Origin of the sequence: Klebsiella sp. 1SOBk5mer (assembly GCF_046603115.1) — a bacterium.
GTDB lineage: Bacteria > Pseudomonadota > Gammaproteobacteria > Enterobacterales > Enterobacteriaceae > Klebsiella > Klebsiella quasipneumoniae.
Window position 1 is genome coordinate 25406 of sequence record NZ_JBKIUU010000014.1, and the last position, 24366, is coordinate 49771.

A 24366-nucleotide genomic window follows, 5' to 3' on the forward strand; every position below is an offset into this window, starting at 1 on the left:
CCCGGTTGGGGTCGTGTATTGCGGCTAGACCGTCGGCCCCCATCTGAAATTTGGGGCCGGTGTTACAAAAAAAACTTAACCTTTCACCCCACCCGCCGTCAGGCCGTTCACCAGCCAGCGCTGCGCCAGCAGGAACACTACCGTGATTGGGATGGCGGAGAGTACCGCCGCGGCGGCAAAATCGCCCCACAGATAGTTCTGCGGGTTGAGATACTGTTGCATGCCTACCGCCAGGGTATAGCTGTTCACATCGCGCAGCAGCAGCGAGGCGACCGGCACTTCGGTGATGGCGGCGATGAACGACAGAATAAAGACCACCGCCAGAATCGGCACCGACAGCGGCAGCAGCACGAGGCGGAACGCCTGCCATGGGGTCGCGCCATCCAGCGCCGCCGCTTCTTCCAGCGAGCCATCGATGGTTTCGAAGTAGCCTTTAATCGTCCAGACGTGCAGGGCGATACCGCCCATGTAGGCAAAGATCACGCCGCCGTGGGTGTTGAGGCCGACGAACGGGATGTACTGGCCCAGGCGGTCAAACAACGCGTACAGGGCAACCAGCGACAGCACCGCCGGGAACATCTGGAAAATCAGCATCCCTTTCAGCAGGGTCGCTTTCCCCGGGAAGCGCATACGGGCAAAAGCGTAGGCGCAGGTGGTGGAGAGGGCGACGATACCGATCGCGGTAATCCCGGCGACCTTAATCGAGTTCCACAGCCACAGCAGGACCGGGAACGGTGGCGGCGTGACGCGGCCATCCGCGTGTTCGACGCTGAAGCCTAACGCCAGACGCCAGTGCTCCCAGGAGATGGTATCCGGGATCAGGCTGCCGGTGGCGAAGTTGCCTTCGCGCAGCGAGATAGCGATAACCATCAGCAGCGGAAACATAATCGCGGCGATAAAAATCAGTAGCAGGAGATGCGTGGTAAATAAACGTAGCTTCTGCGATTTGGGTTGGACCATAGCCATTATCGTTATCTCCCTTAATCAAACTTCATGCGTGTGGCTTTCAGATTCACAATCGCTAACGCGCCAACCAGCAGGAAGATAAGCGTTGCGATAGCCGCCGCCAGGCCGAAGTCCTGACCGCCGCCGCCTTCAAAGGCGATACGGTAGGTGTAGCTCACCAGCAGGTCGGTATAACCGGCCGGGGTGGTGGTGCCGAGACGGTCCGGACCGCCGTTGGTCAACAGTTGAATCAGGACGAAGTTGTTAAAGTTAAAGGCGAAGCTGGCGATCATCAGCGGCGTCAGCGGCTTAATCAGCAGCGGGAAGGTAATTTTAAAGAAGTTCTGGAACGGGCCGGCGCCATCCATTGCCGACGCTTCGTACAGATCGTCCGGAATCGCCTTCAGCAGCCCCATGCACAGGATCATCATGTACGGGTAGCCCAGCCAGGTGTTGACGATGATGATCATGGTGCGCGCGGTGGTCGGGTCGCTAAACCACGCCGGTTTAATGCCGAACAGCGCGCTGAGCATCATGTTGATTTCACCAAAGCTCTGGTTGAACAGGCCTTTGAAAATCAGAATCGAAATAAATGACGGTACGGCATACGGCAGAATCAGCAGGACACGGTAAATCGCTTTGCCTTTCAGCGCTTCCCACTGCACCAGGCAGGCGAGGATCATCCCCACCGCGACGGTCAGCACCACGGTCAGAACCGAGAACACCACCGTCCAGACGAAGATGGCGAAGAACGGTTTCTGGATGCCTTCATCGTGGAAGACGCGGGTAAAGTTATCCCAGCCGATAGTCACGGTGTAGCCCGGGCTCAGCTTTTCTGTGCCCCAGCTACCGTCGGCGTTGATTGCCTGGTAGAAACCAACGTCGTTGTTCGGGCGGTATTTGACGTGGGTTTGATTGTTGGTCAGCTCGCCGTTTTCGCCAAGCGTATACAGCGGTTGGGTGCCGGAGAACTGGCGCAGCGAGCTCATGATCACTTTGCTGTCATCAGGCAGTACGGCGGTCAGCTGGTTCAGCGCGGTGCGGTTCTGGGTAATGACGCGCAGGTTGGCGCGCTCGCCTTCCGGCAGGGCGTCAGTTTCTTTTAACGCCAGCTTCTGCTCGCCGCCGAATTTAAAGGCGTCGGAAAGGTAGTTTTTACCGCTCTCGCCATCGGCCAGGGCCAGCTTCCACTCGTCGCCTGCCGGGATCAGCGTGAAGTTATAGGCTTTGCCGGCCTGGAAGGAGCGATCCATCAGCACCTGCTGCGCGCGCTCAAAGGTCAGCTGGTTGGTGCTGCTGTAGTTGGTGAACGCGATAGCGATAGTACAGATCAGCGGAAACAGGACAAACAGGCCCATGCCGGCGAGGCCGGGATAGACATAGCGCCAGGCATAGGCCTTGCGATTAGCGAAAATATACAGGCCAACTGAGCTTAAAATCAGCGTCATGATGGCGAACAGGTACTCCCCCTGGGCGTACATCAAAACAACAAGGTAACCCACCAGCAGGCACAGTAAGCCAATCACAGACCATGTGAGTTGCGGACTTTGCCACCAGTGTCTCTTTTTAACGGCATCCATGGGGATCATCCTCTACAGCGTTAAACATCTGTCGGCGTCAGTGCCTGATGGCGCTGCGCTTATCCGGCCTACGGATTGTGTAGGCCGGATAAGGCATTCATGCCGCCATCCGGCACGTGCGCTACAGCATTACTTAGTGATACGGCTCTGGGCATCCTTCAGCGCAGCATCGACAGTCTGACGACCGCTGGCGGCGTTGATAACCGCGGTACGAACGGCATACCAGAAGGCAGACATCTGCGGGATGTTAGGCATAATTTCGCCTTTCTGGGCGTTCGCCATGGTGGCAGCGATGCGCGGATCTTTTTCCAGTTTTTCCTGGAAGGATTTCAGCGCCACCGCACCCAGCGGTTTGTCGTTATTAACGGATTCCAGACCCTGATCGGTCATCAGGTAGTTTTCGAGGAACTCTTTCGCCAGCTCTTTGTTCGGGCTGGCGGCGTTGATCCCCGCGCTCAGCACGCCAACGAACGGTTTCGATGGTTTGCCTTTAAAGGTCGGCAGCAGGGTTACGCCGTAGTTAACCTTGCTCTTATCGATGTTAGACCACGCCCACGGACCGTTGATGGTCATCGCGGTTTCACCTTTGTTGAAGGCCGCTTCCGCGATGGAGTAATCGGTATCGGCATTCATGTGCTTGTTCTTGATCAGGTCAACCAGGAAGGTCAGGCCCGCTTTCGCGCCTGCGCTGTCCACGCCGACGTCTTTCACATCGTACTTGCCGTTTTCAAACTTGAACGCGTATCCGCCGTCGGCAGCGATCAGCGGCCAGGTGAAGTACGGTTCCTGCAGGTTGAACATCAGCGCGCTCTTACCTTTCGCTTTCAGTTCTTTATCCAGCGCCGGGATCTCTTCCCAGGTCTTCGGCGGGTTCGGCACCAGGTCTTTGTTGTAAATCAGGGACAGCGCTTCCACCGCGATCGGGTAGGCGATCAGTTTGCCGTTATAGCGAACGGCATCCCAGGTGAATGGATAGAGTTTGTCCTGGAACGCTTTGTCCGGGGTGATTTCCGCCAGCAGGCCGGACTGCGCGTAGCCGCCGAAACGGTCATGCGCCCAGAAGATGATGTCCGGGCCGTCGCCGGTCGCCGCAACCTGCGGGAATTTCTCTTCCAGCTTGTCCGGGTGTTCTACAGAAACTTTAATGCCGGTGTCTTTTTCAAACTTTTTACCCACTTCAGCGAGGCCGTTGTAGCCTTTGTCGCCGTTAATCCAGATAACCAGCTTACCTTCTTCAATTTTCGCGAGGGCAGAGGCGGAAAACATCATCGTGGTCAGTGCCGACAGCGCGAGGATGCGAGCGCCAGTTTTGATTTTCATATACCCGTCCTTTTTGGTGTTGTACTCGTGGATACACTTCGGTGGCTTAACGATGATGAGTTTCCTTTTTTAACAACCCCTTTCCATCCTCCCCAGGTCTACGCCCCACCCGCTGGTTGTGTGATCTCCATTGCAAAAACGGCCGTATTGCGTCCTGGAGCACAGAAAAAAGCGCCCAATTTTGTCGCCTCCATCACGAAATCACCCGCTGCCCGCCATCCCCCGCGGCGAGAGCCAATCTCTCATCCTCCCATCTCCTCCCCCATAAAAAAGCCGGGGGGTGGAGGATTTGCCCGGCTAATGAATGCCGCATAGTCGACCCATCTTGAATGTGACTGTTAGTGACAGGTTGTAACGAAGGGAGAAGGGCATGGCGAGCGTACAGCTGCGAAATGTAACGAAAGCCTGGGGTGACGTGGTGGTATCGAAAGATATCAATCTCGATATCCACGAAGGGGAATTCGTCGTGTTTGTCGGGCCATCGGGCTGCGGCAAATCTACCCTGCTGCGTATGATTGCCGGGTTAGAAACTATTACCAGCGGGGACCTGTTTATCGGTGACACCCGCATGAACGAGATCCCACCGGCAGAACGCGGCGTTGGGATGGTATTCCAGTCTTATGCGCTCTATCCCCACCTTTCCGTTGCGGAAAATATGTCGTTTGGCCTGAAGCTGGCCGGCGCGAAAAAAGATCTGATTAACCAGCGGGTGACCCAGGTGGCGGAAGTGCTGCAGCTGGCCCATCTGCTGGAGCGTAAACCGAAAGCCCTCTCCGGCGGTCAGCGCCAGCGTGTGGCGATTGGCCGTACGCTGGTGGCTGAGCCGAGCGTCTTCCTGCTGGATGAGCCGCTCTCCAACCTCGATGCCGCCCTGCGCGTTCAGATGCGTATCGAAATCTCCCGTCTGCATAAGCGACTGGGCCGCACCATGATCTATGTGACCCACGATCAGGTGGAAGCGATGACCCTCGCGGACAAGATCGTGGTCCTCGACGCCGGCCGTGTGGCGCAGGTCGGGAAACCGCTGGAACTCTATCACTATCCGGCTGACCGCTTCGTCGCCGGCTTTATCGGTTCACCGAAGATGAACTTCCTGCCGGTCAAAGTCACCGCGACGGCTATCGATCAGGTGCAGGTTGAACTGCCAAACCGTCAGCAAATCTGGCTACCGGTGGACAGCGCCAACGTTCAGGCGGGCGCCAACATGTCCTTAGGTATCCGCCCGGAGCATTTACTGCCCAGCGATATCGCCGATGTGACCCTCGAAGGCGAGGTTCAGGTTGTCGAGCAGTTAGGTCACGAAACGCAAATTCATATCCAGATCCCCGCCATCCGTCAAAACCTGGTCTACCGCCAGAACGACGTGGTGTTGGTAGAAGAGGGAGCCACATTCGCTATCGGTTTGCCGCCAGAACGTTGCCATTTATTCCGTGAGGATGGCACCGCTTGTCGTCGGCTGCATAAAGAGCCGGGCGTGTAAGGCTTCCCATTAAAAAAAGGCGCGAACCCGGCTGGCGGTACACCGGCGAAGCGTGCAAAGAAAAGCAATGATCTCAGGAGATAGAATGATGATTACTCTGCGCAAACTTCCACTGGCGGTCGCCGTCGCGGCAGGCGTTATGTCTGCTCAGGCGCTGGCTGTCGATTTCCATGGCTACGCGCGTTCCGGCATTGGCTGGACCGGCAGCGGCGGCGAGCAACAGTGCTTCAAAGCGACCGGCGCTCAAAGTAAATACCGTCTTGGTAACGAATGTGAAACCTATGCGGAACTGAAGCTGGGCCAGGAGCTGTGGAAGGAAGGAGATAAGAGTTTTTATTTCGATACTAACGTTGCCTATTCCGTGAATCAGGAAGATGACTGGGAAAGCACCTCTCCGGCGTTCCGTGAAGCCAACATCCAGGGTAAAAACCTGATCGACTGGCTGCCGGGCTCCACGCTGTGGGCGGGTAAACGCTTCTATCAGCGTCATGACGTTCACATGATCGACTTCTACTACTGGGATATCTCCGGCCCGGGTGCAGGTCTGGAAAACGTTGACCTTGGCTTCGGTAAGCTCTCTCTGGCCGCTACCCGTAACTCAGAAAGCGGCGGTTCTTATACTTTCTCCAGCGATGACACCAAGAAATATGCTGCGAAAACTGCCAACGACGTCTTTGACATCCGTCTGGCGGGCCTGGAAACCAACCCGGGCGGCGTGCTGGAGTTAGGCGTCGATTACGGCCGTGCTAACCCGCAGGATGACTATCGCCTGGAAGACGGCGCGTCGAAAGACGGCTGGATGTGGACCGGTGAACATACTCAGTCCATCTGGGGCGGCTTCAACAAGTTTGTCGTTCAGTACGCCACTGACGCAATGACCTCCTGGAACAGCGGCCACTCTCAGGGAACCAGCATCGATAACAACGGCAGCATGATCCGCGTTCTGGATCACGGCGCGATGGACTTCAACGATGACTGGGGCCTGATGTACGTTGCAATGTACCAGGACGTGGATCTGGACAGCAAAAACGGCTCCACCTGGTACACCGTGGGTGTCCGTCCGATGTACAAATGGACGCCGATCATGAGCACCCAGCTGGAAATCGGTTACGACAACGTGAAATCCCAGCGTACCAGCGAAAACAACAACCAGTACAAAATTACTCTGGCTCAACAGTGGCAGGCAGGCAACAGCGTCTGGTCTCGTCCGGCTATCCGTATCTTCGCAACCTACGCGAAGTGGGATGAAAACTGGGGCTACAGCAACAACACGGGTCTGCAGACGAAAGACAGCAGCGGAAGCGGCATGTACACCTCCAGCCGCGGTGACGACAGCGAAGTTACCTTCGGCGCCCAGATGGAAGTGTGGTGGTAATACCGTCCGCAGGACGGATGTAACCTGGGAGGGGCGTCAGCCCCTCCTGATTATTCAGGGTTAGCGCGCTATTGCCTGGCTACCGCTAAACCGATGCTATCCAAGGTGAGAAGAATGAAAATGAAGAAAACTCTCGTCGCTCTGTGTTTATCCGCAGGGATGTTGGCATGCGTGCCGGGGATGAGCCTTGCCGATGTTAACTTTGTACCGCAGAACACCAGCGCCGCGCCGTCTATTCCAGCCAGCGCGCTGCAGCAGCTGATCTGGACGCCTGCCGATCAATCGAAGACGCAGAGCGTAGATTTAACCACCGGCGGTCAACGCCTGGATGTTCCAGGGATCGTCGGACCGGTCGCCGCCTGGAGCGTGCCGGCCAATATCGGTGAGCTGACCCTGACCCTCGACAGCGAACTGAACAAACATAAACAGATTTTTGCGCCGAACGTGCTGATTCTCGACCAGAACATGACGCCAGCGGCGTTCTTTCCCAGCAACTACTTTACCTATCAGCAGCCGGGCGTGATGACTGCCGATCGCCTGGGCGGTGTGATGCGCCTGACCCCGGCGCTGGGCCAGCAGAAGCTCTATGTGCTGGTGTTTACCACTGAGAAAGATCTCCAGCAGACCACCACCCTGCTGGATCCGGCGAAGGCCTATGCCAAAGGCGCAGGCAATGCGGCGCCGGACATCCCGGATCCGATCGCCAAACATACCACCGATGGCGTGCTGAAGCTGAAAGTGAAAACCAACAGCACCTCCAGCGTGCTGGTGGGGCCGCTGTTCGGCTCCTCCGGCCCGGGCCCGGTCACCGTCGGTAACACCGCGGCGCCGGTAGCCGCGCCAGCCGCCGCAGCCGCTGCGGCGCCGGCCGCCAAAAGCGAACCGATGCTCAGCGATACCGAGACCTACTTCAACAACGGTATTAAGCAGGCGGTGAAACAAGGTGACATCGACAAAGCCCTGAAATTGATGAACGAAGCTGAGCGCCTCGGCTCGAAATCCGCTCGTTCCACCTTTATCAGCAGTGTAAAAGGCAAGGGGTAATCGTCTCCCCACAATGCTGATGTTTAGGCACAGCCTTTAGGTGCATCCTCCGGGATGCACCTTTTTTTGCACGCGCGGCGGTCTGTTGCATGGCTGTTGCGTGAATGATCGTATATTGACGTTTGCCCGCCACCAACCGCCTATTCTGCGATACAATGCTCTCACGTTATGTACCGGAGAATCAGGCATGTCCCATCCTGCGCTTACGCGACTGCGTGCGCTGCGCTATTTTGCCGTTATGCCGCCCCTGGCGCCGCCCCTGAGTGACTGGCTGCTGCTGGAGGACTCAATGACCCAGCGTTTTGAGCAACAAGGAAAGCAGGTCACCGTCACCCTGGTTAACGAAGGGTATATCGGGCGTGAGGCGCTGGCTGACGAAGCGGCGCTGTTGCCCGACGAGCCGCGCTACTGGCTGCGGGAGATTATACTCAATGCCGATGGCGAGCCCTGGCTGGCCGGACGCACGGTGGTGCCGGAGTCGACGCTGTGTGGGCCGGAGCTGGCGCTACAGCAGCTCGGGCAGACCCCGCTGGGCCGATACCTGTTCACGTCGTCGACGTTAACCCGCGATTTTATTGAAATTGGTCGCGATGCAGCGCTGTGGGGGCGTCGTTCCCGTCTGCGGCTGAGCGGCAAACCCCTGCTGCTGACCGAGCTGTTTTTGCCTGCGTCGCCGTTGTACTAAGAGGAAGAAAAAATGGAGTGGAGTCTGTCGCAGAATAAGCTGTTGGCGTTTCATCGCCTGATGCGCACTGACAAACCGATCGGCGCCTTGCTGCTGCTGTGGCCGACGCTGTGGGCGCTGTGGGTGGCCTCGCCGGGCGTCCCGCCGCTGTGGATCCTGGCGGTGTTCGTCGCCGGCGTCTGGCTGATGCGTGCCGCCGGCTGCGTGGTGAATGACTATGCCGATCGAAAATTTGATGGTCACGTAAAGCGTACCGCCCGCCGTCCGCTGCCGAGCGGCGACGTCACCGAGAAAGAGGCGCGAACGCTGTTTATCGTTCTGGTGCTGCTCTCCTTCCTGCTGGTGCTCACCCTCAACACCATGACGATTTTGCTGTCGGTGGCAGCGCTGGCGCTGGCGTGGGTCTATCCGTTTATGAAGCGCTACACCCATCTGCCGCAGGTGGTGCTGGGGGCGGCCTTTGGCTGGTCGATCCCGATGGCCTTCTCGGCCGTCAGCGAATCGCTGCCGCTGAGCTGCTGGCTGATGTTCCTCGCCAACATTCTATGGGCGGTGGCCTACGATACCCAGTATGCGATGGTGGATCGCGATGACGACGTCAAGATCGGCATTAAATCGACGGCGATCCTGTTCGGCGAAAACGATCGTCTGATTATCGGTATCCTGCAGGTGGCCGTGCTGGCGCTGATGGGCGCGGTAGGCTGGCTGAACGGGCTGGGCTGGGAATACTACTGGTCGCTGTTCGTGGCGGCGGGTCTGTTTGGCTGGCAGCAGAAGCTTATCTTCAATCGCGACCGCGATAACTGCTTTAAAGCGTTTATGAACAATAACTACGTCGGACTGGTGCTGTTCCTCGGCCTGGCGATGAGCTACCTGTAAAATCCCTGTCCCCATCCCCCCGGTTTGCCGGGGGGCGAGGAGGACAGCAAACGCCGCGTTACGCGTCGTCCTGCGTGACGCTTTCGATCGTCAGACGTACATCCGACGTAATCAAATCCGCCAGCATCCGATAGACCTTCAGGGTCTCTTCCGGCTCGGCATCGCCCGTATCGCTGATATAGCCTTCATCGCGCAGGGTCAACACCAGGGTACTGAACACCGCTTTATCGAAGAACTCCGGCGCGTTGATGCCATGCAGCACCGACAGGCGCTGAGCCACGGTACGGCTCTCTTTCTCCAGCGAGCTGCGGTTGATCGACGGGTTAGCGCTCAGCAGCCAGAAGGTAATGGCGTAGCGCTGCAGCGTCTCGCGGGCGCCTGCGGCCAACAGCTGCAGAGAGCGAGAGTGCGACGGGTTGAGGCTCATCACATCGCCATCGATGACGATCAGCTCCTGACGCAGCATCTCGGCAATCAGCGCATCCATCACTCCGGCCAGCTCCGCTTTCTCCCAGCGCAGGAACAGCTCGGCTTTGAGGAACGGATAGAGCGTTTCCACATGGCGCAGCACTTCGGCGCGGCTGAGATGACGATGCTGAGTCACCAGGGCGGCTAACAGCGACGGCATCACCAGCATATGGGCGATGTTGTTGCGATAGTAGGTCATCAGCACCGCCTGCTCGCGCGGCAGAATGATGATGTCGCCAATGGTGTCTTTCTCGACTTCGAACTTGTTCATCTGCAGCGCGTGGTCGATAAGTTCGCTGGCCGAAGCGGACGGCGCGGTGGCATCCGGCGAATAGGGCACATTGCGCAGCAGCGCGAGGTAACACTCCAGCTGCTGGGTGAGCTGCTCACGGGTCAGCGAACGCTGGCGGGAGGCCAGCAGCGCCGTACAGCAGAGGTTCATGGCGTTGGCCGCGCCGGCGTTGTTGATGCGTACCATCAGGTCAGCGGCGATGTTATTCACCGTCGGCGTCAGCCAGGAAGGGCGGACCGCTTCGATCGGGTCAATCGCTTCCCGCCACTCCGGCACATGGTGGTTCAGATAGGTCATCAGCGGCAGCGGTTCGCCGAAGTTAACGTAGCCCTGGCCAAGATTGCGCAGCTTGCTTAAGCCGCGCACCATCTGCGGCAGACTCTCTTTCTCTTTGGTGGCGCCGCGCAGCTCTTTGGCATAGGTCCCTACCTCCATCACGTGCTCGTAGCCGATGTAAATCGGCACCAGGGTGATCGGCCGGGTGCCGCCGCGCAGCATCGCCTGGATAGTCATCGACAGCGTACCGGTCTTCGGATCGAGCAGACGGCCGGTACGGGAGCGGCCGCCTTCGACGAAATACTCTACGGAATAGCCGCGGCTGAACAGTTCGCCAAGGTACTCGCGGAACACCGTGGAGTAGAGCTTATTGCCCTTAAAGGTGCGGCGAATAAAGAATGCGCCGAGGCGGCGGAAGATTGGCCCGGCTGGCCAGAAGTTAAGGTTGATACCCGCCGCGATATGCGGAGGCACCAGCCCCTGGTGGTACAGGACGTAAGAGAGCAGCAGATAGTCCATGTGGCTGCGGTGGCAGGGGACATAGACAATCTCATGGCCATCGTGCGCCAGCTGGCGTACGCGCTCGGCGTTATGCACGTTGATGCCCTGGTACAGGCGGTTCCAGGTGAAGCCGAGAATGCGGTCGGTCAGGCGGATCATCTCGTAAGAGAAGTTCGCGGCAATCTCTTCCATCAGCGCAATCGCGTTCTGCTGGGCCTTCTCGTGGGAAATTTTCTTGCTGCGCGCTTCGTCTTCCACCGCCCGGGCAATGGCCTTCGACGCCAGCAGCTTGTTAAACAGATCCTGGCGGGCCGGCAGACGCGGGCCGACGGCGGCCAGGCGCTGGCGGGCAAAATGCATCCGCGCGACGCGAGCCAGTTTCTGGGCGATGATCTTATCGGTACCGTGCTCATCCGCCATGCGGCGCAGCGATACGGAAGGCGAGAAGCGCACGAAGCTGTCGCGGCCGAGCCAGGAGACGGCGAAAAATTTCTGAATGCCGTTAAGCATCCGCAGCGGCGGATTAACTTCCCCTTTCTCACGACCCGGCGAGCGGCCGAACATCACCGACACCGGCACCATTTGCACATCGAGATCCGGATGGTTGCGGTGCAGATCGAGGTAGTCGTGGAACAGCTTGATGGACTCTTCTTTTGGCGTGTAGTAGGTGAATACGCGCGGCCCGCCGTGGATGAATACGTAGCGCGGCAGCAGGGCGCCGTCGATTTCCAGCGGTTCAAGCGGGTCAGGTAAATCATGCGCCAGACATTGGGCGCGCAGCGTCAGCAGGTCCGCCTTGGAGTTATAGGGCAGGACGTACATGACCGGACGCGAGGTATCGAGTCCTAATTCCTGAGCAGGCTCTGCCGGAATAGACTTGCTTTTTACCAGCACCCGTAATGGTAAATTCAGTAATTTATAGTAAATTCGTTGCCAGCCGGACATAAACGATGTGAAGCCTCTGGTTAATCATGCAAATGCGCGGCAAGAATAACAGAAAGCGGGCAAAATTTCCGTTACCGCGCGGCAAACGCGTACACTCATCGACGTCATTTACATAAAAAGGTTTTGTGATGGCCAATAATACCACCGGGTTAACCCGAATCATTAAGGCGGCAGGTTACTCCTGGAAAGGATTTCGCGCGGCGTGGATCAACGAGGCCGCGTTTCGTCAGGAAGGTGTCGCCGCCATCGTGGCCGTCGCGATAGCCTGCTGGCTGGACGTCGACGCCATCACCCGCGTATTGCTGATTGGCTCGGTCCTGCTAGTGATGATAGTCGAAATTCTCAACAGCGCGATTGAGGCGGTCGTGGACCGTATTGGCTCGGATTATCACGAGCTTTCAGGGCGCGCCAAAGACATGGGGTCGGCGGCGGTCCTGCTGGCGATTATCATCGCGCTGATCACCTGGGGAACGCTGCTGTGGAGCCATTATCACTAACGTTCTTCGCTAACCCTCGCAAAATATAAACAATCTGCCGATTTTTGTGTGCCATGTGGTTCCAAAATCACCGTTAGCTGTATATACTCACAGCATAACTGTATATACACCCAGGGGGCGGAATGAAAGCGTTAACGACCAGGCAGCAAGAGGTGTTTGATCTCATTCGGGATCATATCAGCCAGACGGGCATGCCGCCGACGCGTGCGGAGATTGCTCAGCGCTTGGGGTTCCGTTCCCCAAACGCGGCGGAAGAACACCTGAAAGCGCTGGCGCGTAAAGGCGCAATCGAGATCGTCTCCGGCGCCTCGCGCGGTATCCGCCTGCTGACGGAAGAAGAGCACGGCCTGCCGCTGATCGGCCGCGTCGCCGCCGGTGAGCCGCTGCTGGCGCAGCAGCATATTGAAGGCCACTATCAGGTCGACCCGTCGATGTTCAAGCCCAACGCCGATTTTCTGCTGCGCGTCAGCGGGATGTCGATGAAAGACATCGGTATTCTGGATGGCGATCTGCTGGCGGTCCACAAAACCCAGGATGTGCGAAACGGCCAGGTGGTGGTAGCGCGCATTGACGATGAAGTGACGGTGAAGCGCCTGAAAAAGCAGGGCAACGTCGTCGAACTGTTGCCGGAAAACAGCGAATTTACCCCTATCGTTGTCGATCTGCGTCAGCAGAGTTTTACCATTGAGGGTCTGGCCGTTGGCGTGATCCGTAATGGAGAATGGCTGTAACGCCTGCCCCCGCGCAGCGTCATCTGATGCATGACGCTGCGACGTTTGTCCTCAATCAGGTCTCCGAACATGCTGCTCAACGCTGCCGATAAAGCGCTGTGGCGCCTTGCACTCCCCATGATTTTCTCCAATATCACCGTCCCGCTGCTGGGGCTGGTGGATACCGCGGTGATCGGCCACCTTGACAGCCCGGTATACCTCGGCGGCGTCGCGGTCGGAGCGACGGCCACCAGTTTCCTGTTTATGCTGCTGCTGTTTCTTCGCATGAGCACCACCGGGCTGACCGCTCAGGCCTGGGGGGCCAAAGATCCGCTGCGACTGGCGCGGGCGCTGGTGCAGCCGCTGGCTCTGGCGCTGGGCGCCGGCGTGTTGATTATCCTGTTTCGCCTGCCGCTGATTAACCTCGCCCTGCATATCGTCGGCGGCAGCGAGGCGGTTCTCGAGCAGGCGAGACGGTTTCTCGATATCCGCTGGCTCAGCGCTCCCGCGTCGCTGGCCAACCTTGTGCTGCTCGGCTGGCTGCTGGGGGTCCAGTACGCCCGGGCGCCGGTGATTTTGCTGGTGGTCGGTAATCTGTTGAATATTGTGCTCGACCTGTGGCTGGTGATGGGCCTGCGGATGAACGTCCAGGGGGCGGCGCTGGCCACGGTCACCGCGGAGTACGCCACTCTCATTATCGGCCTGATGATGGCGAAGCGGGTGCTGACGCTGCGCGGCGTGTCGCTGGCGATGCTGAAAAACGCCTGGCGCGGCGACATGCGCCGTCTGCTGGCGTTGAATCGCGACATCATGCTGCGCTCCCTGCTGCTGCAGCTGTGCTTTGGCGCGCTGACCGTCTACGGCGCCCGTCTGGGCAGCGATATCGTGGCGGTCAACGCCGTACTAATGACCATGCTGACCTTTACCGCCTACGCGCTGGATGGCTTTGCCTATGCCGTGGAGGCCCACTCCGGCCAGGCCTACGGCGCGCGCGACGGCAGCCAGCTGCTGGAGGTGTGGCGGGCGGCCTGCCGGCAGTCCGGTATGGTGGCGCTGGCGTTTGCCCTGGTTTACAGCCTGGCGGGGGAGTACATCATCGCGCTGTTAACCTCACTGCCTTCCCTGCAGCAGCTGGCCGATCGCTATCTGATCTGGCAGACCATCCTGCCGGTGGTCGGGGTCTGGTGCTATCTGCTGGACGGCATGTTTATCGGCGCGACGCGCGGCGCGGAGATGCGGAACAGTATGGCGGTCGCCTCGGCCGGCTTCGCAGTGACGCTGCTTACGGTCCCGGCGCTCGGCAATCACGGCCTGTGGCTGGCGCTGGCGGTGTTTCTCGCGCTGCGAGGCCTGTCGCTGGCGCTGATCTGGCGCCGCCACTGGCGACGCGGCACCTGGTTTAGTTAGCCCTTTCTCTACCTCGCCATTATCGGGGAACGTCCTCCGGTAGCGTCAGGCTTGCCGGAGCGACTCAGTAGCCCGGCCGAGCGTAGCGCGTGCCGGGAAAACCACCTTCAGCGTTTCCAATGAGGGCTATGGTTAAAAATTCCGAATAACGAATCGGCGCCAGCATTCTCATCTATAGTTAATACCATGTCCGGCACAAAACGGGCTGTAAACCCACCGAATGATGAGGACGTTATCATGAATAAAGACGAAATCGGCGGTAACTGGAAACAGTTGAAAGGTAAAGCCAAGGAACAGTGGGGCAAACTTACCGATGACGATATGACCGTAATCGAAGGGAAGCGCGACCAGCTGGTCGGCAAAATTCAGGAGCGTTACGGCTATGAGAAAGATCAGGCTGAGAAAGAAGTCTCAGACTGGGAGCATAAGAACGACTATCGCTGGTAGCGTTCCTTGATCCGAAGAATGAAGCATTTGTGTTAGTGCCTGTCTAAATGGCGCAGGGACGCGCCGTTAACCCTTTTTCCCGCTGCGGCTGCCGCTCAGCGGGCTTTCTTTTTGAGCTGAATCGTATGATCGTGCTGGCAGTGTCCCGGCGTGCTGCAGGCTTCCACTTCCACGCAGCTCGCGCAAAGGCCATGAGCTTCAATCACGTTGTGACGCAGGGCGAAGCCCATTCTGGCCGCCAGCGTATGCATGATATCTTCCACCCCTTCAGCCGCCTCTTCCTTCACCACGCCGCAGCGGTCGCAGATAAACATGGCCGAGCTGTGGGTTGGCTGGTCAAAGAGATGACACAGCACATAGCTGTTGGTCGATTCCACCTTGTGGACAAAACCCTGCTCGAGTAAAAACTCCAGCGCGCGGTAGACCGTCGGCGGCTTCGCCTGCGGCTCTTTCTCACGCAGCAGATCCAGCAGGTCGTAGGCGCTGATTGCCCCTTGCTGCAGGCTCATCAGGCGCAACACTTCCAGACGCTGTGGGGTCAGGCGTACGCCGCGTTGCGCACACAGCTTTTCAGCATGCGCTAACATCTCTTGCGAAGGGGTCTTATCCATGAGCATCCTCAGGTTGCGTGAAATTGAATCTGTTACTTTATCACGTTCCGCGGAAAACGCCGAGACCCGACGGGTGATGCGGGTCATACTTCAGATTGTCGGCGCCAGTCCACTCCCTGGCGCTGGCCGCTGACGCTCGTGGAGGCTGCGCCTTAGCCGGTCGCTAAAACCGTCATGCCCGATTTAATCGCAACACGCCTGACCCAGGGTATGCTATATCTGAAGTGTCTCATTTTCGGGAGAAAACGATGAAACGACCTGATTGCATTCGCCACTGGCGCGAACTGGAAGGGCCCGACGATGCCACTTATCCCGACAGCCCGGAGCGTTTTTCCATTGGCGCGCCGCTGGGGCGCGGTTTGCGCCTCAACCGGCTGGGGATCCACCACGAGAGACTGCCGCCCGGGCGGCGCACCTCTTACCCGCACGCGGAGAGCGATGAGGAAGAGTTCATCTATGTGCTGGAGGGCTATCCGGAAGTGTGGATAAACGGCTATCTCTGGAAGCTGGAGCCGGGCGATAGCGTGGGTTTCCCCGCCGGCACCGGTGTTTGCCACACCTTTCTCAATAACACCGGGCAGGAGGTTCGTCTGTTGGTGGTGGGTGAGGCCAACAAAAAGTACAACCGAATTTACTACCCGCTCAATCCCGGCTATGCCGCGACGCGCCAGGATCGCTGGGTTGATCATCCGCCGCAGTTCTTTGGCCCACATGACGGCAAACCGCGGATAAAGTAATCGACACCGGGAAGGGGCGAAGCGCGGCGCACTACGCGCCTGTGGTTTATCTTTATGCTATAGTAGCGCCCCTTTTTACCCGGATGCTTATTTATTCGCCATGATGCCTGAATCAACGTCACCTGTTTTTCCTGCTCACCGCTTCTCCATCGCGCCGATGCTCGACTGGACTGACCGGCATTGCCGCTACTTCCTGCGGCTGCTGTCGCGGCATACGCTGCTGTATACCGAAATGGTGACCACCGGGGCGATTATTCACGGCAAAGGGGACTATCTGGCCTATAGCGAAGAAGAACACCCGGTTGCTCTGCAGCTCGGCGGCAGCGATCCGCAGGCCCTGGCGCAGTGCGCGAAGCTGGCCGAGGCGCGCGGCTATGATGAGATCAATCTCAACGTCGGCTGCCCCTCCGATCGGGTGCAGAACGGGATGTTTGGCGCCTGTCTGATGGGGAACGCCCAGCTGGTGGCCGACTGTATCAAAGCAATGCGCGATGTGGTGTCGATCCCGGTCACGGTGAAGACCCGTATCGGCATCGACGACCAGGATAGCTATGAATTCCTTTGCGATTTCATTGAGACGGTCTCCGGCAAGGGCGAATGTGAGATGTTTATTATTCACGCCCGCAAAGCCTGGCTCTCCGGTCTGAGCCCGAAAGAGAACCGCGAGATCCCGCCGCTGGATTACCCCCGCGTCTGGCAGCTGAAGCGCGACTTCCCTCATCTGACGATGGCGATTAACGGCGGCATCAAATCGCTGGATGAAGTCAGAGCACAGCTTGAGCATATGGATGGGGTGATGGTCGGGCGTGAGGCCTATCAGAATCCGGGCATTCTGGCTTCGGTCGACCGGGAGATTTTCGGCGTCGCCGGCGCGGATGCCGATCCCGTGGCCGTCGTGCGGGCCATGTACCCGTATATTGAGCGCGAGCTCAGCAAGGGTACTTATCTGGGCCATATCACCCGTCATATGCTGGGACTGTTTCAGGGTATCCCGGGCGCCCGGCAGTGGCGTCGCTACCTGAGCGAGAATGCGCATAAAGCCGGCGCCGACATTGCGGTGCTGGAGCAGGCCCTGAAGCTGGTGGCCGATAAGCGTTAGTTTCTCACCAAAACCTGGTGAAATTGACCACGCCCCGCACACCATTGCGGGGCGTTTTCTTTTAAATTCAGTTGGTTATGGTTGGCATGTTTTTTGTAATACCTGCAGAGCGACGTATTAATGACTGTGGGGAGAGAGCCATGCTGGAACTGTTATTTGTCATCGGATTTTTTGTCATGCTGCTGGTCACCGGCGTATCGTTGTTGGGGATTATCGCCGCCATCGTGGTGGCTACGGCGCTGATGTTCGTCGGCGGTTTGTTTGCTTTAATGATTAAATTGCTGCCGTGGCTGCTGTTGGCGGTGGTGGTGGTGTGGGTTATTCGGGCACTGAAAACCCCGGACGGAAACGCTTTTCGCGACAATAACCGTTGGCGTTACTAAGGTATTGAGGGGTATGTCACAACCTGAACAATTTTGCACAGAACCGCGTAGGCATTACTGCGCAAATCTGTCACTATTAGCGCGTTAACGAATTCATCGCGCTGTACCCTACATACAGCCGAACTAAAAAAAAGTAAGGGCTTCCCAGGTGGAAGCCCTAAACTTTTGTCCCTTTGTCCGCTTACGGCAGCAGCAGACTCGACCCCTGTGTCACCCGGCTCTCCAGAACTTCATGCGCCCGTCGCGCTTCGGTGAGCGGATAGGTCTGACTCTCGGGCACGTCCACTTTAATCACGCCGCTGGCGATCAGCGAAAACAGCTCACTGCAGGCTTCCGCCAGCTCTTCCCGGTTGGTGATATAGCCCTGCAGCGATGGGCGGGTGACGTACAGAGAACCTTTCTGGTTCAGGATCCCCAGATTAACGCCGGTTACCGGGCCGGAGGAGTTGCCAAAGCTGACCATCAGGCCGCGGCGTTGCAGACAGTCCAGAGAGGCTTCCCAGGTATCTTTCCCTACCGAGTCATAGACCACGGCGACTTTCTTACCGTCGGTGATCGCTTTGAGCCGCTCCGCGATAGGTTCTTCGCGATAGTTAATCACCTGCCAGGCGCCCGCCGCTTTGGCGCGCTGCGCCTTCTGCGCGCTGCCGACGGTGCCGATAAGTTTCGCCCCCAGCGCTTTCGCCCACTGACAGGCTATCAGCCCCACGCCGCCGGCGGCCGCGTGAAACAGGAACATCTCATCAGGCTTAATTTCATAGGTTTTACGCAGCAGATACCAGACCGTTAATCCCTTGAGGAACGACGCGGCGGCCTGTTCGAAAGAGATGGCGTCCGGGAGGACTGCCGCTTTGTCGGCCAGCACATTGTGCACCGTGCTGTAGGCGCCGAGCGCCGACTGGGCGTACACCACCCGATCGCCTACCTTAATGTGCGATACCCCGTGGCCAACTTTACTGACGACGCCGGCCGCTTCGGTGCCGAGGCCGCTCGGCAGCGAGGGCGGCGGATAGAGGCCGCCACGAACATAGGTGTCGATATAATTGATACCGATGGCTTTGTTTTCGACCTGAATTTCATGCTCAGCGGGATCGCGGGGCGTGAATTCAACCGCCTGAAGCACCTCCGGCCCCCCGTGTTTTGAAAATTCGATGCGTGTTGCCATGTTCGCTCCTGTGTTGTTCTGAGATTATCCAGTAAGCTTAACAGCCTGCGGCGGCGGCGACGGATTTTCTTACCCGCCTCAGGCCAGTCACGCTGAATGGGTTCTTTAGCGGCAATGGCTTTCTCGCTATACTGTCACGCTCTTTTCCGTATCGGTGAAACGTTAGGCTATGGCAGGAAATAAACCCTTCAACAAACCACAGACAGAAACCCGCGAACGCGATCCGCAGCTCGCCGGGCTGAAAGTCCCGCCGCACTCGATTGAAGCGGAGCAGTCGGTGTTGGGCGGTTTAATGCTGGATAACGAGCGCTGGGACGACGTCGCCGAACGCGTCGTTGCCGACGACTTTTATACCCGTCCGCATCGTCATATCTTTACCGAGATGGCGCGCCTGCAGGAGTCGGGCAGCCCGATTGACCTCATCACCCTTGCGGAGTCGCTGGAGCGTCAGGGACAGCTGGACAGCGTGGGCGGCTTCGCCTATCTGGCTGAACTGTCCAAAAATACCCCCAGCGCGGCAAACATCAGCGCCTATGCCGACATCGTGCGCGAACGCGCGGTCGTGCGCGAGATGATCTCGGTGGCCAATGAGATCGCCGAGGCCGGCTTCGACCCGCAGGGGCGAACCAGCGAAGATCTGCTCGACCTCGCCGAGTCCCGCGTCTTTAAAATCGCTGAAAGCCGGGCCAATAAAGACGAAGGGCCGAAAAACATCGCCGATGTCCTCGACGCCACCGTCGCCCGTATCGAACAGCTGTTCCAGCAGCCCCACGACGGCGTTACCGGGGTCAACACCGGCTACGACGACCTCAACAAAAAGACCGCCGGCCTGCAGCCGTCGGATCTGATTATCGTCGCCGCCCGTCCGTCGATGGGTAAAACGACCTTCGCCATGAACCTCGTGGAAAACGCCGCGATGCTGCAGGACAAGCCGGTACTCATCTTCAGTCTCGAGATGCCCTCCGAGCAGATCATGATGCGTTCTCTGGCCTCGCTGTCGCGTGTCGATCAGACCCGCATTCGTACCGGTCAGCTGGACGATGAGGACTGGGCGCGGATCTCCGGCACCATGGGCATTCTGCTGGAAAAACGTAACATCTATATCGATGACTCCTCCGGCCTGACGCCGACGGAAGTGCGTTCCCGCGCGCGGCGTATCGCTCGCGAGCACGGCGGTATCGGGCTGATTATGATCGACTACCTGCAGCTGATGCGCGTGCCGTCGCTCTCCGACAACCGTACCCTTGAGATCGCCGAAATCTCCCGCTCGCTGAAGGCGCTGGCCAAAGAGCTGCAGGTGCCGGTGGTGGCGCTGTCGCAGCTGAACCGCTCGCTGGAGCAACGTGCCGATAAACGCCCGGTCAACTCCGACCTGCGTGAGTCCGGCTCTATCGAACAGGATGCCGACTTAATCATGTTCATTTACCGTGATGAGGTCTATCACGAGAACAGCGATCTGAAAGGCATCGCGGAAATTATCATTGGTAAACAACGTAACGGCCCGATCGGCACCGTGCGACTGACCTTCAACGGCCAGTGGTCGCGTTTCGATAATTATGCTGGCCCTCAGTATGATGATGAGTAATCCTTCCTCCTTCTTTTATTAAGGAATTCAAATGCAAGCGGCAACTGTAGTTATCAACCGCCGCGCTCTGCGACACAACCTGCAACGTCTGCGTGAACTGGCGCCTGCCAGCAAACTGGTTGCGGTGGTGAAAGCGAACGCCTACGGACACGGTCTTCTTGAGACCGCGCGAACGCTGACCGACGCCGACGCTTTTGGCGTCGCCCGCCTGGAAGAGGCGCTGCGCCTGCGAGCGGGGGGGATCGCCCAGCCGATCCTCCTGCTGGAAGGCTTTTTTGCGGCGGAAGACCTGGCGGTGATCGCCGCTCAGCGTCTGCATACGGCGGTGCATAGCCCCGAACAGCTGGCGGCGCTGGAGCAAGCCGACCTCCCCGAGCCGGTGACCGTGTGGATGAAACTGGATACCGGTATGCATCGCTTAGGGGTGCGCCCGGAGGAAGCTGAGGCGTTTTATCAGCGTCTGAGCCAGTGCAAAAACGTCCGCCAGCCGGTCAACGTGGTGAGCCACTTCGCCCGCGCCGATGAGCCGACCTGCGGCGCCACCGAACGGCAGCTGGATATCTTCACCACCTTTACCGAAGGCAAGCCGGGATGGCGCTCTATTGCCGCCTCGGGCGGCATCCTGCTGTGGCCGCAGTCGCATTATGACTGGGTGCGTCCGGGCATTATCCTGTATGGCGTGTCGCCGCTGGACGATCGCTCCACCGGGAAAGATTTTGGCTGTCAGCCGGTGATGACCCTGACGTCCAGCCTGATTGCCGTGCGCGAGCATAAAGCAGGGGAGCCCGTCGGCTACGGCGGCACCTGGGTCAGTGAACGCGACACTCGGCTCGGCGTGGTCGCGATGGGCTATGGCGACGGTTATCCGCGCGCCGCGCCGTCGGGCACCCCAGTGCTGGTCAATGGCCGCGAAGTGCCGATTGTCGGCCGGGTGGCGATGGATATGATCTGTGTTGACCTCGGCCCGCAGGCCGAGGATAAAGCCGGCGACGCGGTGGTGCTGTGGGGAGAGGGACTCCCGGTAGAGCGCATTGCCGAGATAACGAAAGTGAGCGCTTACGAACTTATTACGCGACTGACCTCCCGCGTAGCCATGAAATACCTCGACTGAGCCTCGTTCGTACCGGATAGCTCAGACGCTGGTCCGGTACGCAATCGGTATAGCCGCGGACAAAAAAGCGGTCTATACCGCTGCGCAGTCACTTTCCCCTCAACATCCTCTCGACCTGCCGTCATATCCGGTTTATTGTGTAAGAACCTGCCCTATGTAAACCTGGAGATACATCGCGTGTTTCAAAAAGTTGACGCCTACGCCGGCGACCCAATTCTTTCTCTGATGGAACGCTTCAAAGAAGACCCGCGAAGCGACAAAGTCAACCTGAGTATCGGGCTATATTACAACGATGACGGCATTATCCCGCAGCTGCAGGCGGTGGCGGAAGCGGAAGCGCGCCTGAACGCCGAGCCGCACGGCGCCTCGCTGTATCTGCCGATGGAAGGGCTGAGCGGCTACCGCCAGGCGATTGCCCCGCTGCTGTTTGGCGCAGAGCATACCGCGCTTAAGCAAAACCGCATCGCCTCCATTCAGACGGTCGGCGGTTCGGGCGCGCTGAAGGTCGGGGCCGACTTCCTCAAACGCTACTTTCCTGAGTCTCATGTCTGGGTCAGTGACCCGACCTGGGAAAACCACATCGCCATATTTGAAGGGGCTGGCTTCGAAGTAAGTACTTACCCCTGGTTTGATAAAGCCACCAACGGCGTGCGCTTTGAAGCGCTGCTGGCGACGCTGCAAACGCTGCCGGCGCGCGACATTGTGCTGCTGCACCCCTGCTGCCACAACCCGACCGGCGCCGACCTGACGCCGGAACAGTGGGATCGTGTGGTGGAGATCCTGAAAGCGCGTCAGCTGATCCCGTTCCTCGACATTGCCTACCAGGGCTTTGGCGCAGGGCTGGAAGAGGATGCCTACGCCATTCGCGCCATCGCCAGCGCCGGGATGCCGATGCTGGTCAGCAACTCCTTCTCCAAAATTTTCTCCCTGTACGGGGAGCGCGTCGGCGGCCTGTCGGTGGTTTGTGAAGACAGTGAAACCGCAGGCCGCGTGCTGGGCCAGCTGAAGGCCACCGTGCGCCGCAACTACTCCAGCCCGCCGAGCTTTGGCGCCCAGGTGGTGGCGACGGTGCTGAACGATGCCGGGCTGAAAGCCACCTGGCAGGCGGAAGTGGACGCCATGCGCGCGCATATCCTGACCATGCGTCAGGCGCTGGTCGACGCGCTGCAGCAGGTTGCTCCGGGCAGCAAAGTGGATTATCTGCTCAAGCAGCGCGGGATGTTCAGCTACACCGGCTTCAGCGCGGCGCAGGTGGATCGCCTGCGCGACGAGTTTGGCGTCTACCTGATTGCCAGCGGACGTATGTGTGTGGCGGGGTTAAACTCACGTAATGTTCAGCAGGTAGCGAAAGCCTTTGCCGCGGTAATGTAAGCCGCTCTCCAGCAGGTTGTCTCTGCCGGTCAACGGGCAGGGGCAACCCCCTCTGATTGTGATCATCCTCTTTTTCTATGACATCTGCGCGAAAAAGGCTTTTCATCCCTGTCGCCTGCGGGTAAGGTCGGGACGTTACTAAGCATGCACATTATTGAAAACAATAATGATTGATAGATTTAGGGATAAATATGCGCAAACTTACTCTCGCCCTTGCGGCGGCCTCTCTCCTGTTCACGCTGAACAGCGCCGTCGTGGCGCGCGCCTCCACGCCGCAGCCGCTGTGGGTCGGTACCAACGTGGCCCAGCTGGCCGAGCAGGCGCCGATCCACTGGGTTTCGGTGGCGCAAATTGAGAACAGCCTGCTGGGGCGCCCGCCGATGGCCGTCGGTTTTGATATCGATGACACCGTCCTCTTCTCCAGTCCCGGTTTCTGGCGCGGGCAAAAAACCTTCTCCCCCGGCAGTGAGGATTACCTGAAAAACTCGCAGTTCTGGGAAAAAATGAACAACGGCTGGGACGAATTCAGTATGCCAAAAGAGGTGGCGCGCCAGCTGATTGCCATGCATGTGAAGCGTGGCGACAGCATCTGGTTCGTCACCGGCCGCAGCCAGACCAAAACAGAAACCGTTTCTAAAACCCTGCAGGATGATTTCCTCATCCCGGCCGCCAATATGAACCCGGTGATTTTCGCTGGCGATAAGCCGGGTCAGAACACCAAGACCCAGTGGCTGCAGGCGAAGCAGATAAAGGTTTTCTATGGCGACTCGGATAACGACATTACCGCTGCCCGCGAGGCGGGCGCCCGCGGGATCCGCGTGCTGCGCGCCGCCAACTCCTCCTACAAGCCGCTGCCGATGGCCGGCGCGCTGGGCGAAGAAGTGATCGTCAATTCCGAATACTGATGGGCGCCTGAACGGGATAAACGGCAGCGGTGACGCTGCCGTTTTTTTATGCAAAATCCGGGGTGGAAGGTTTTACCTTTTCACGTATTGCTGCACACTTAGAGGAATTCATTCGCAAAAAGGAGTCGATGATGTGGTATCAGCAAACCCTGACGCTTGGGCCCAAATCCCGTGGTTTTCATCTGGTCACCGACGAAATCCTCGGCCAGATCCGCGGGCTGTCCGGGATGAAGGTCGGCCTGCTACACCTCCTGCTCCAGCATACTTCCGCTTCCCTGACGCTCAACGAAAACTGCGATCCCACCGTCCGGTATGACATGGAGCAGTATTTTCTCAACGCCGTGCCGGACAATGCGCCGTACGAACATGATTATGAAGGCCCTGACGATATGCCGTCGCACATCAAATCATCGATGCTTGGCGTGTCGCTGATGCTGCCGGTCGAGGACGGACGCGTCAGGCTGGGGACCTGGCAGGGCATCTGGCTGGGGGAGCATCGGATACACGGCGGTTCGCGGCACATCGTTGCGACGCTCATGGGGGAATAA

Annotated in this window: 23 protein-coding genes and 1 pseudogene; 17 read left to right on the plus strand and 7 right to left on the minus strand. The window is 58.6% G+C overall.

Annotated features, from left to right (window positions below; all coding sequences use genetic code 11):
* Positions 1–75: 75 nt before the first annotated feature.
* From malG to malE, 3 genes are all read right to left on the minus strand, one after another.
* Entirely contained in the window at positions 76–966 is an 891-nt protein-coding gene (gene malG, locus ACLH1U_RS22365) for a maltose ABC transporter permease MalG (RefSeq protein ID WP_002884725.1), read from the minus strand.
* A 14-nt stretch (positions 967–980) separates the two neighbouring features.
* A complete protein-coding gene (malF, locus tag ACLH1U_RS22370) occupies positions 981–2525 on the minus strand; it encodes a maltose ABC transporter permease MalF (RefSeq protein WP_373638464.1) in 1545 nt (514 codons plus the stop codon).
* A gap of 129 nt (positions 2526–2654) precedes the next feature.
* Positions 2655–3845, minus strand: a complete 1191-nt coding sequence (gene malE, locus ACLH1U_RS22375) for a maltose/maltodextrin ABC transporter substrate-binding protein MalE (RefSeq protein ID WP_004206285.1) — start codon at positions 3843–3845, stop codon at positions 2655–2657.
* A gap of 370 nt (positions 3846–4215) precedes the next feature.
* Between malE and malK the strand changes: the two genes are divergently transcribed.
* The 5 genes from malK (at position 4216) to ubiA (ending at position 9308) form a co-directional block, all read left to right on the plus strand.
* Positions 4216–5325 carry a maltose/maltodextrin ABC transporter ATP-binding protein MalK gene (malK, locus tag ACLH1U_RS22380; protein WP_002884743.1) on the plus strand — a complete coding sequence of 370 codons (1110 nt, stop codon included), beginning with the start codon at positions 4216–4218 and terminating at the stop codon, positions 5323–5325.
* An 85-nt stretch (positions 5326–5410) separates the two neighbouring features.
* Positions 5411–6700 (plus strand): maltoporin, encoded by a 1290-nt coding sequence (locus ACLH1U_RS22385; protein WP_072421178.1) that lies wholly within the window; start codon positions 5411–5413, stop codon positions 6698–6700.
* Between the two features lie 114 nt (positions 6701–6814).
* The gene (gene malM, locus ACLH1U_RS22390) at positions 6815–7744 is read left to right on the plus strand and encodes a maltose operon protein MalM (protein ID WP_008807310.1); all 930 of its coding nucleotides are present in this window, start codon (positions 6815–6817) and stop codon (positions 7742–7744) included.
* Positions 7745–7931: 187 nt separating this feature from the next.
* Entirely contained in the window at positions 7932–8429 is a 498-nt protein-coding gene (ubiC, locus tag ACLH1U_RS22395) for a chorismate lyase (RefSeq protein WP_017900123.1), read from the plus strand.
* 12 nt (positions 8430–8441) lie between these two features.
* Positions 8442–9308: a 4-hydroxybenzoate octaprenyltransferase gene (gene ubiA / locus ACLH1U_RS22400; RefSeq protein WP_002884808.1), complete on the plus strand. Its 867-nt coding sequence runs from the start codon at positions 8442–8444 to the stop codon at positions 9306–9308.
* Between the two features lie 58 nt (positions 9309–9366).
* Here the strand turns inward: ubiA and plsB are convergent, their stop codons facing one another.
* On the minus strand, positions 9367–11790 hold the full coding sequence (gene plsB, locus ACLH1U_RS22405) for a glycerol-3-phosphate 1-O-acyltransferase PlsB (protein ID WP_017900122.1): 2424 nt from the start codon (positions 11788–11790) through the stop codon (positions 9367–9369).
* A gap of 128 nt (positions 11791–11918) precedes the next feature.
* Between plsB and ACLH1U_RS22410 the strand changes: the two genes are divergently transcribed.
* From ACLH1U_RS22410 to dinF, 3 genes are all read left to right on the plus strand, one after another.
* Positions 11919–12287 carry a diacylglycerol kinase gene (locus ACLH1U_RS22410; RefSeq protein WP_004206290.1) on the plus strand — a complete coding sequence of 123 codons (369 nt, stop codon included), beginning with the start codon at positions 11919–11921 and terminating at the stop codon, positions 12285–12287.
* A gap of 122 nt (positions 12288–12409) precedes the next feature.
* Positions 12410–13018 carry a transcriptional repressor LexA gene (lexA, locus tag ACLH1U_RS22415; protein ID WP_004206291.1) on the plus strand — a complete coding sequence of 203 codons (609 nt, stop codon included), beginning with the start codon at positions 12410–12412 and terminating at the stop codon, positions 13016–13018.
* A gap of 69 nt (positions 13019–13087) precedes the next feature.
* Positions 13088–14404: an MATE family efflux transporter DinF gene (gene dinF / locus ACLH1U_RS22420; protein ID WP_411299468.1), complete on the plus strand. Its 1317-nt coding sequence runs from the start codon at positions 13088–13090 to the stop codon at positions 14402–14404.
* A 45-nt stretch (positions 14405–14449) separates the two neighbouring features.
* On the opposite strand, the pseudogene ACLH1U_RS22425 reads toward dinF, so the two are convergent.
* A pseudogene (locus tag ACLH1U_RS22425) lies at positions 14450–14576 on the minus strand (hypothetical protein).
* Between the two features lie 65 nt (positions 14577–14641).
* Here ACLH1U_RS22425 and ACLH1U_RS22430 point away from each other — a divergent pair.
* Complete coding sequence (locus ACLH1U_RS22430; protein ID WP_023291626.1) at positions 14642–14851, plus strand: CsbD family protein; 210 nt, start codon at positions 14642–14644, stop codon at positions 14849–14851.
* Between the two features lie 95 nt (positions 14852–14946).
* On the opposite strand, the gene zur is transcribed toward ACLH1U_RS22430, so the two are convergent.
* The gene (gene zur, locus ACLH1U_RS22435) at positions 14947–15462 is read right to left on the minus strand and encodes a zinc uptake transcriptional repressor Zur (RefSeq protein WP_049013098.1); all 516 of its coding nucleotides are present in this window, start codon (positions 15460–15462) and stop codon (positions 14947–14949) included.
* Positions 15463–15710: 248 nt separating this feature from the next.
* On the opposite strand from zur, the gene ACLH1U_RS22440 reads away from it, so the two are divergent.
* From ACLH1U_RS22440 to pspG, 3 genes are all read left to right on the plus strand, one after another.
* The gene (locus tag ACLH1U_RS22440) at positions 15711–16199 is read left to right on the plus strand and encodes a cupin domain-containing protein (protein WP_050533632.1); all 489 of its coding nucleotides are present in this window, start codon (positions 15711–15713) and stop codon (positions 16197–16199) included.
* A gap of 100 nt (positions 16200–16299) precedes the next feature.
* Positions 16300–17298: a tRNA dihydrouridine(20/20a) synthase DusA gene (gene dusA, locus ACLH1U_RS22445; protein WP_072199093.1), complete on the plus strand. Its 999-nt coding sequence runs from the start codon at positions 16300–16302 to the stop codon at positions 17296–17298.
* A gap of 140 nt (positions 17299–17438) precedes the next feature.
* The gene (gene pspG / locus ACLH1U_RS22450; protein ID WP_004206297.1) at positions 17439–17681 is read left to right on the plus strand and encodes an envelope stress response protein PspG; all 243 of its coding nucleotides are present in this window, start codon (positions 17439–17441) and stop codon (positions 17679–17681) included.
* A gap of 181 nt (positions 17682–17862) precedes the next feature.
* Here pspG and ACLH1U_RS22455 read toward each other — a convergent pair whose 3' ends face one another.
* Complete coding sequence (locus tag ACLH1U_RS22455; protein ID WP_072421182.1) at positions 17863–18846, minus strand: quinone oxidoreductase; 984 nt, start codon at positions 18844–18846, stop codon at positions 17863–17865.
* Positions 18847–19015: 169 nt separating this feature from the next.
* On the opposite strand from ACLH1U_RS22455, the gene dnaB reads away from it, so the two are divergent.
* The 5 genes from dnaB (at position 19016) to ACLH1U_RS22480 (ending at position 24366) form a co-directional block, all read left to right on the plus strand.
* Complete coding sequence (gene dnaB / locus ACLH1U_RS22460) at positions 19016–20431, plus strand: replicative DNA helicase (RefSeq protein WP_002884942.1); 1416 nt, start codon at positions 19016–19018, stop codon at positions 20429–20431.
* A gap of 31 nt (positions 20432–20462) precedes the next feature.
* The gene (alr, locus tag ACLH1U_RS22465; RefSeq protein ID WP_064155513.1) at positions 20463–21542 is read left to right on the plus strand and encodes an alanine racemase; all 1080 of its coding nucleotides are present in this window, start codon (positions 20463–20465) and stop codon (positions 21540–21542) included.
* Between the two features lie 177 nt (positions 21543–21719).
* Positions 21720–22913 (plus strand): aromatic amino acid transaminase, encoded by a 1194-nt coding sequence (gene tyrB / locus ACLH1U_RS22470; protein ID WP_048296433.1) that lies wholly within the window; start codon positions 21720–21722, stop codon positions 22911–22913.
* 191 nt (positions 22914–23104) lie between these two features.
* Positions 23105–23818, plus strand: a complete 714-nt coding sequence (aphA, locus tag ACLH1U_RS22475) for an acid phosphatase AphA (protein WP_117100577.1) — start codon at positions 23105–23107, stop codon at positions 23816–23818.
* Positions 23819–23949: 131 nt separating this feature from the next.
* The gene (locus tag ACLH1U_RS22480; RefSeq protein ID WP_048296434.1) at positions 23950–24366 is read left to right on the plus strand and encodes a secondary thiamine-phosphate synthase enzyme YjbQ; all 417 of its coding nucleotides are present in this window, start codon (positions 23950–23952) and stop codon (positions 24364–24366) included.

Bases quoted from the DNA above. Each gene is read 5' to 3' on its own strand.
- malG (WP_002884725.1), bottom strand. From the start codon at position 966: ATGGCTATGGTCCAACCCAAATCGCAGAAGCTACGTTTATTTACCACG.
- malF (WP_373638464.1), bottom strand. From the start codon at position 2,525: ATGGATGCCGTTAAAAAGAGACACTGGTGGCAAAGTCCGCAACTCACA.
- malE (WP_004206285.1), bottom strand. From the start codon at position 3,845: ATGAAAATCAAAACTGGCGCTCGCATCCTCGCGCTGTCGGCACTGACC.
- malK (WP_002884743.1), top strand. From the start codon at position 4,216: ATGGCGAGCGTACAGCTGCGAAATGTAACGAAAGCCTGGGGTGACGTG.
- ACLH1U_RS22385 (WP_072421178.1), top strand. From the start codon at position 5,411: ATGATGATTACTCTGCGCAAACTTCCACTGGCGGTCGCCGTCGCGGCA.
- malM (WP_008807310.1), top strand. From the start codon at position 6,815: ATGAAAATGAAGAAAACTCTCGTCGCTCTGTGTTTATCCGCAGGGATG.
- ubiC (WP_017900123.1), top strand. From the start codon at position 7,932: ATGTCCCATCCTGCGCTTACGCGACTGCGTGCGCTGCGCTATTTTGCC.
- ubiA (WP_002884808.1), top strand. From the start codon at position 8,442: ATGGAGTGGAGTCTGTCGCAGAATAAGCTGTTGGCGTTTCATCGCCTG.
- plsB (WP_017900122.1), bottom strand. From the start codon at position 11,790: ATGTCCGGCTGGCAACGAATTTACTATAAATTACTGAATTTACCATTA.
- ACLH1U_RS22410 (WP_004206290.1), top strand. From the start codon at position 11,919: ATGGCCAATAATACCACCGGGTTAACCCGAATCATTAAGGCGGCAGGT.
- lexA (WP_004206291.1), top strand. From the start codon at position 12,410: ATGAAAGCGTTAACGACCAGGCAGCAAGAGGTGTTTGATCTCATTCGG.
- dinF (WP_411299468.1), top strand. From the start codon at position 13,088: ATGCTGCTCAACGCTGCCGATAAAGCGCTGTGGCGCCTTGCACTCCCC.
- ACLH1U_RS22430 (WP_023291626.1), top strand. From the start codon at position 14,642: ATGAATAAAGACGAAATCGGCGGTAACTGGAAACAGTTGAAAGGTAAA.
- zur (WP_049013098.1), bottom strand. From the start codon at position 15,462: ATGGATAAGACCCCTTCGCAAGAGATGTTAGCGCATGCTGAAAAGCTG.
- ACLH1U_RS22440 (WP_050533632.1), top strand. From the start codon at position 15,711: ATGAAACGACCTGATTGCATTCGCCACTGGCGCGAACTGGAAGGGCCC.
- dusA (WP_072199093.1), top strand. From the start codon at position 16,300: ATGATGCCTGAATCAACGTCACCTGTTTTTCCTGCTCACCGCTTCTCC.
- pspG (WP_004206297.1), top strand. From the start codon at position 17,439: ATGCTGGAACTGTTATTTGTCATCGGATTTTTTGTCATGCTGCTGGTC.
- ACLH1U_RS22455 (WP_072421182.1), bottom strand. From the start codon at position 18,846: ATGGCAACACGCATCGAATTTTCAAAACACGGGGGGCCGGAGGTGCTT.
- dnaB (WP_002884942.1), top strand. From the start codon at position 19,016: ATGGCAGGAAATAAACCCTTCAACAAACCACAGACAGAAACCCGCGAA.
- alr (WP_064155513.1), top strand. From the start codon at position 20,463: ATGCAAGCGGCAACTGTAGTTATCAACCGCCGCGCTCTGCGACACAAC.
- aphA (WP_117100577.1), top strand. From the start codon at position 23,105: ATGCGCAAACTTACTCTCGCCCTTGCGGCGGCCTCTCTCCTGTTCACG.
- ACLH1U_RS22480 (WP_048296434.1), top strand. From the start codon at position 23,950: ATGTGGTATCAGCAAACCCTGACGCTTGGGCCCAAATCCCGTGGTTTT.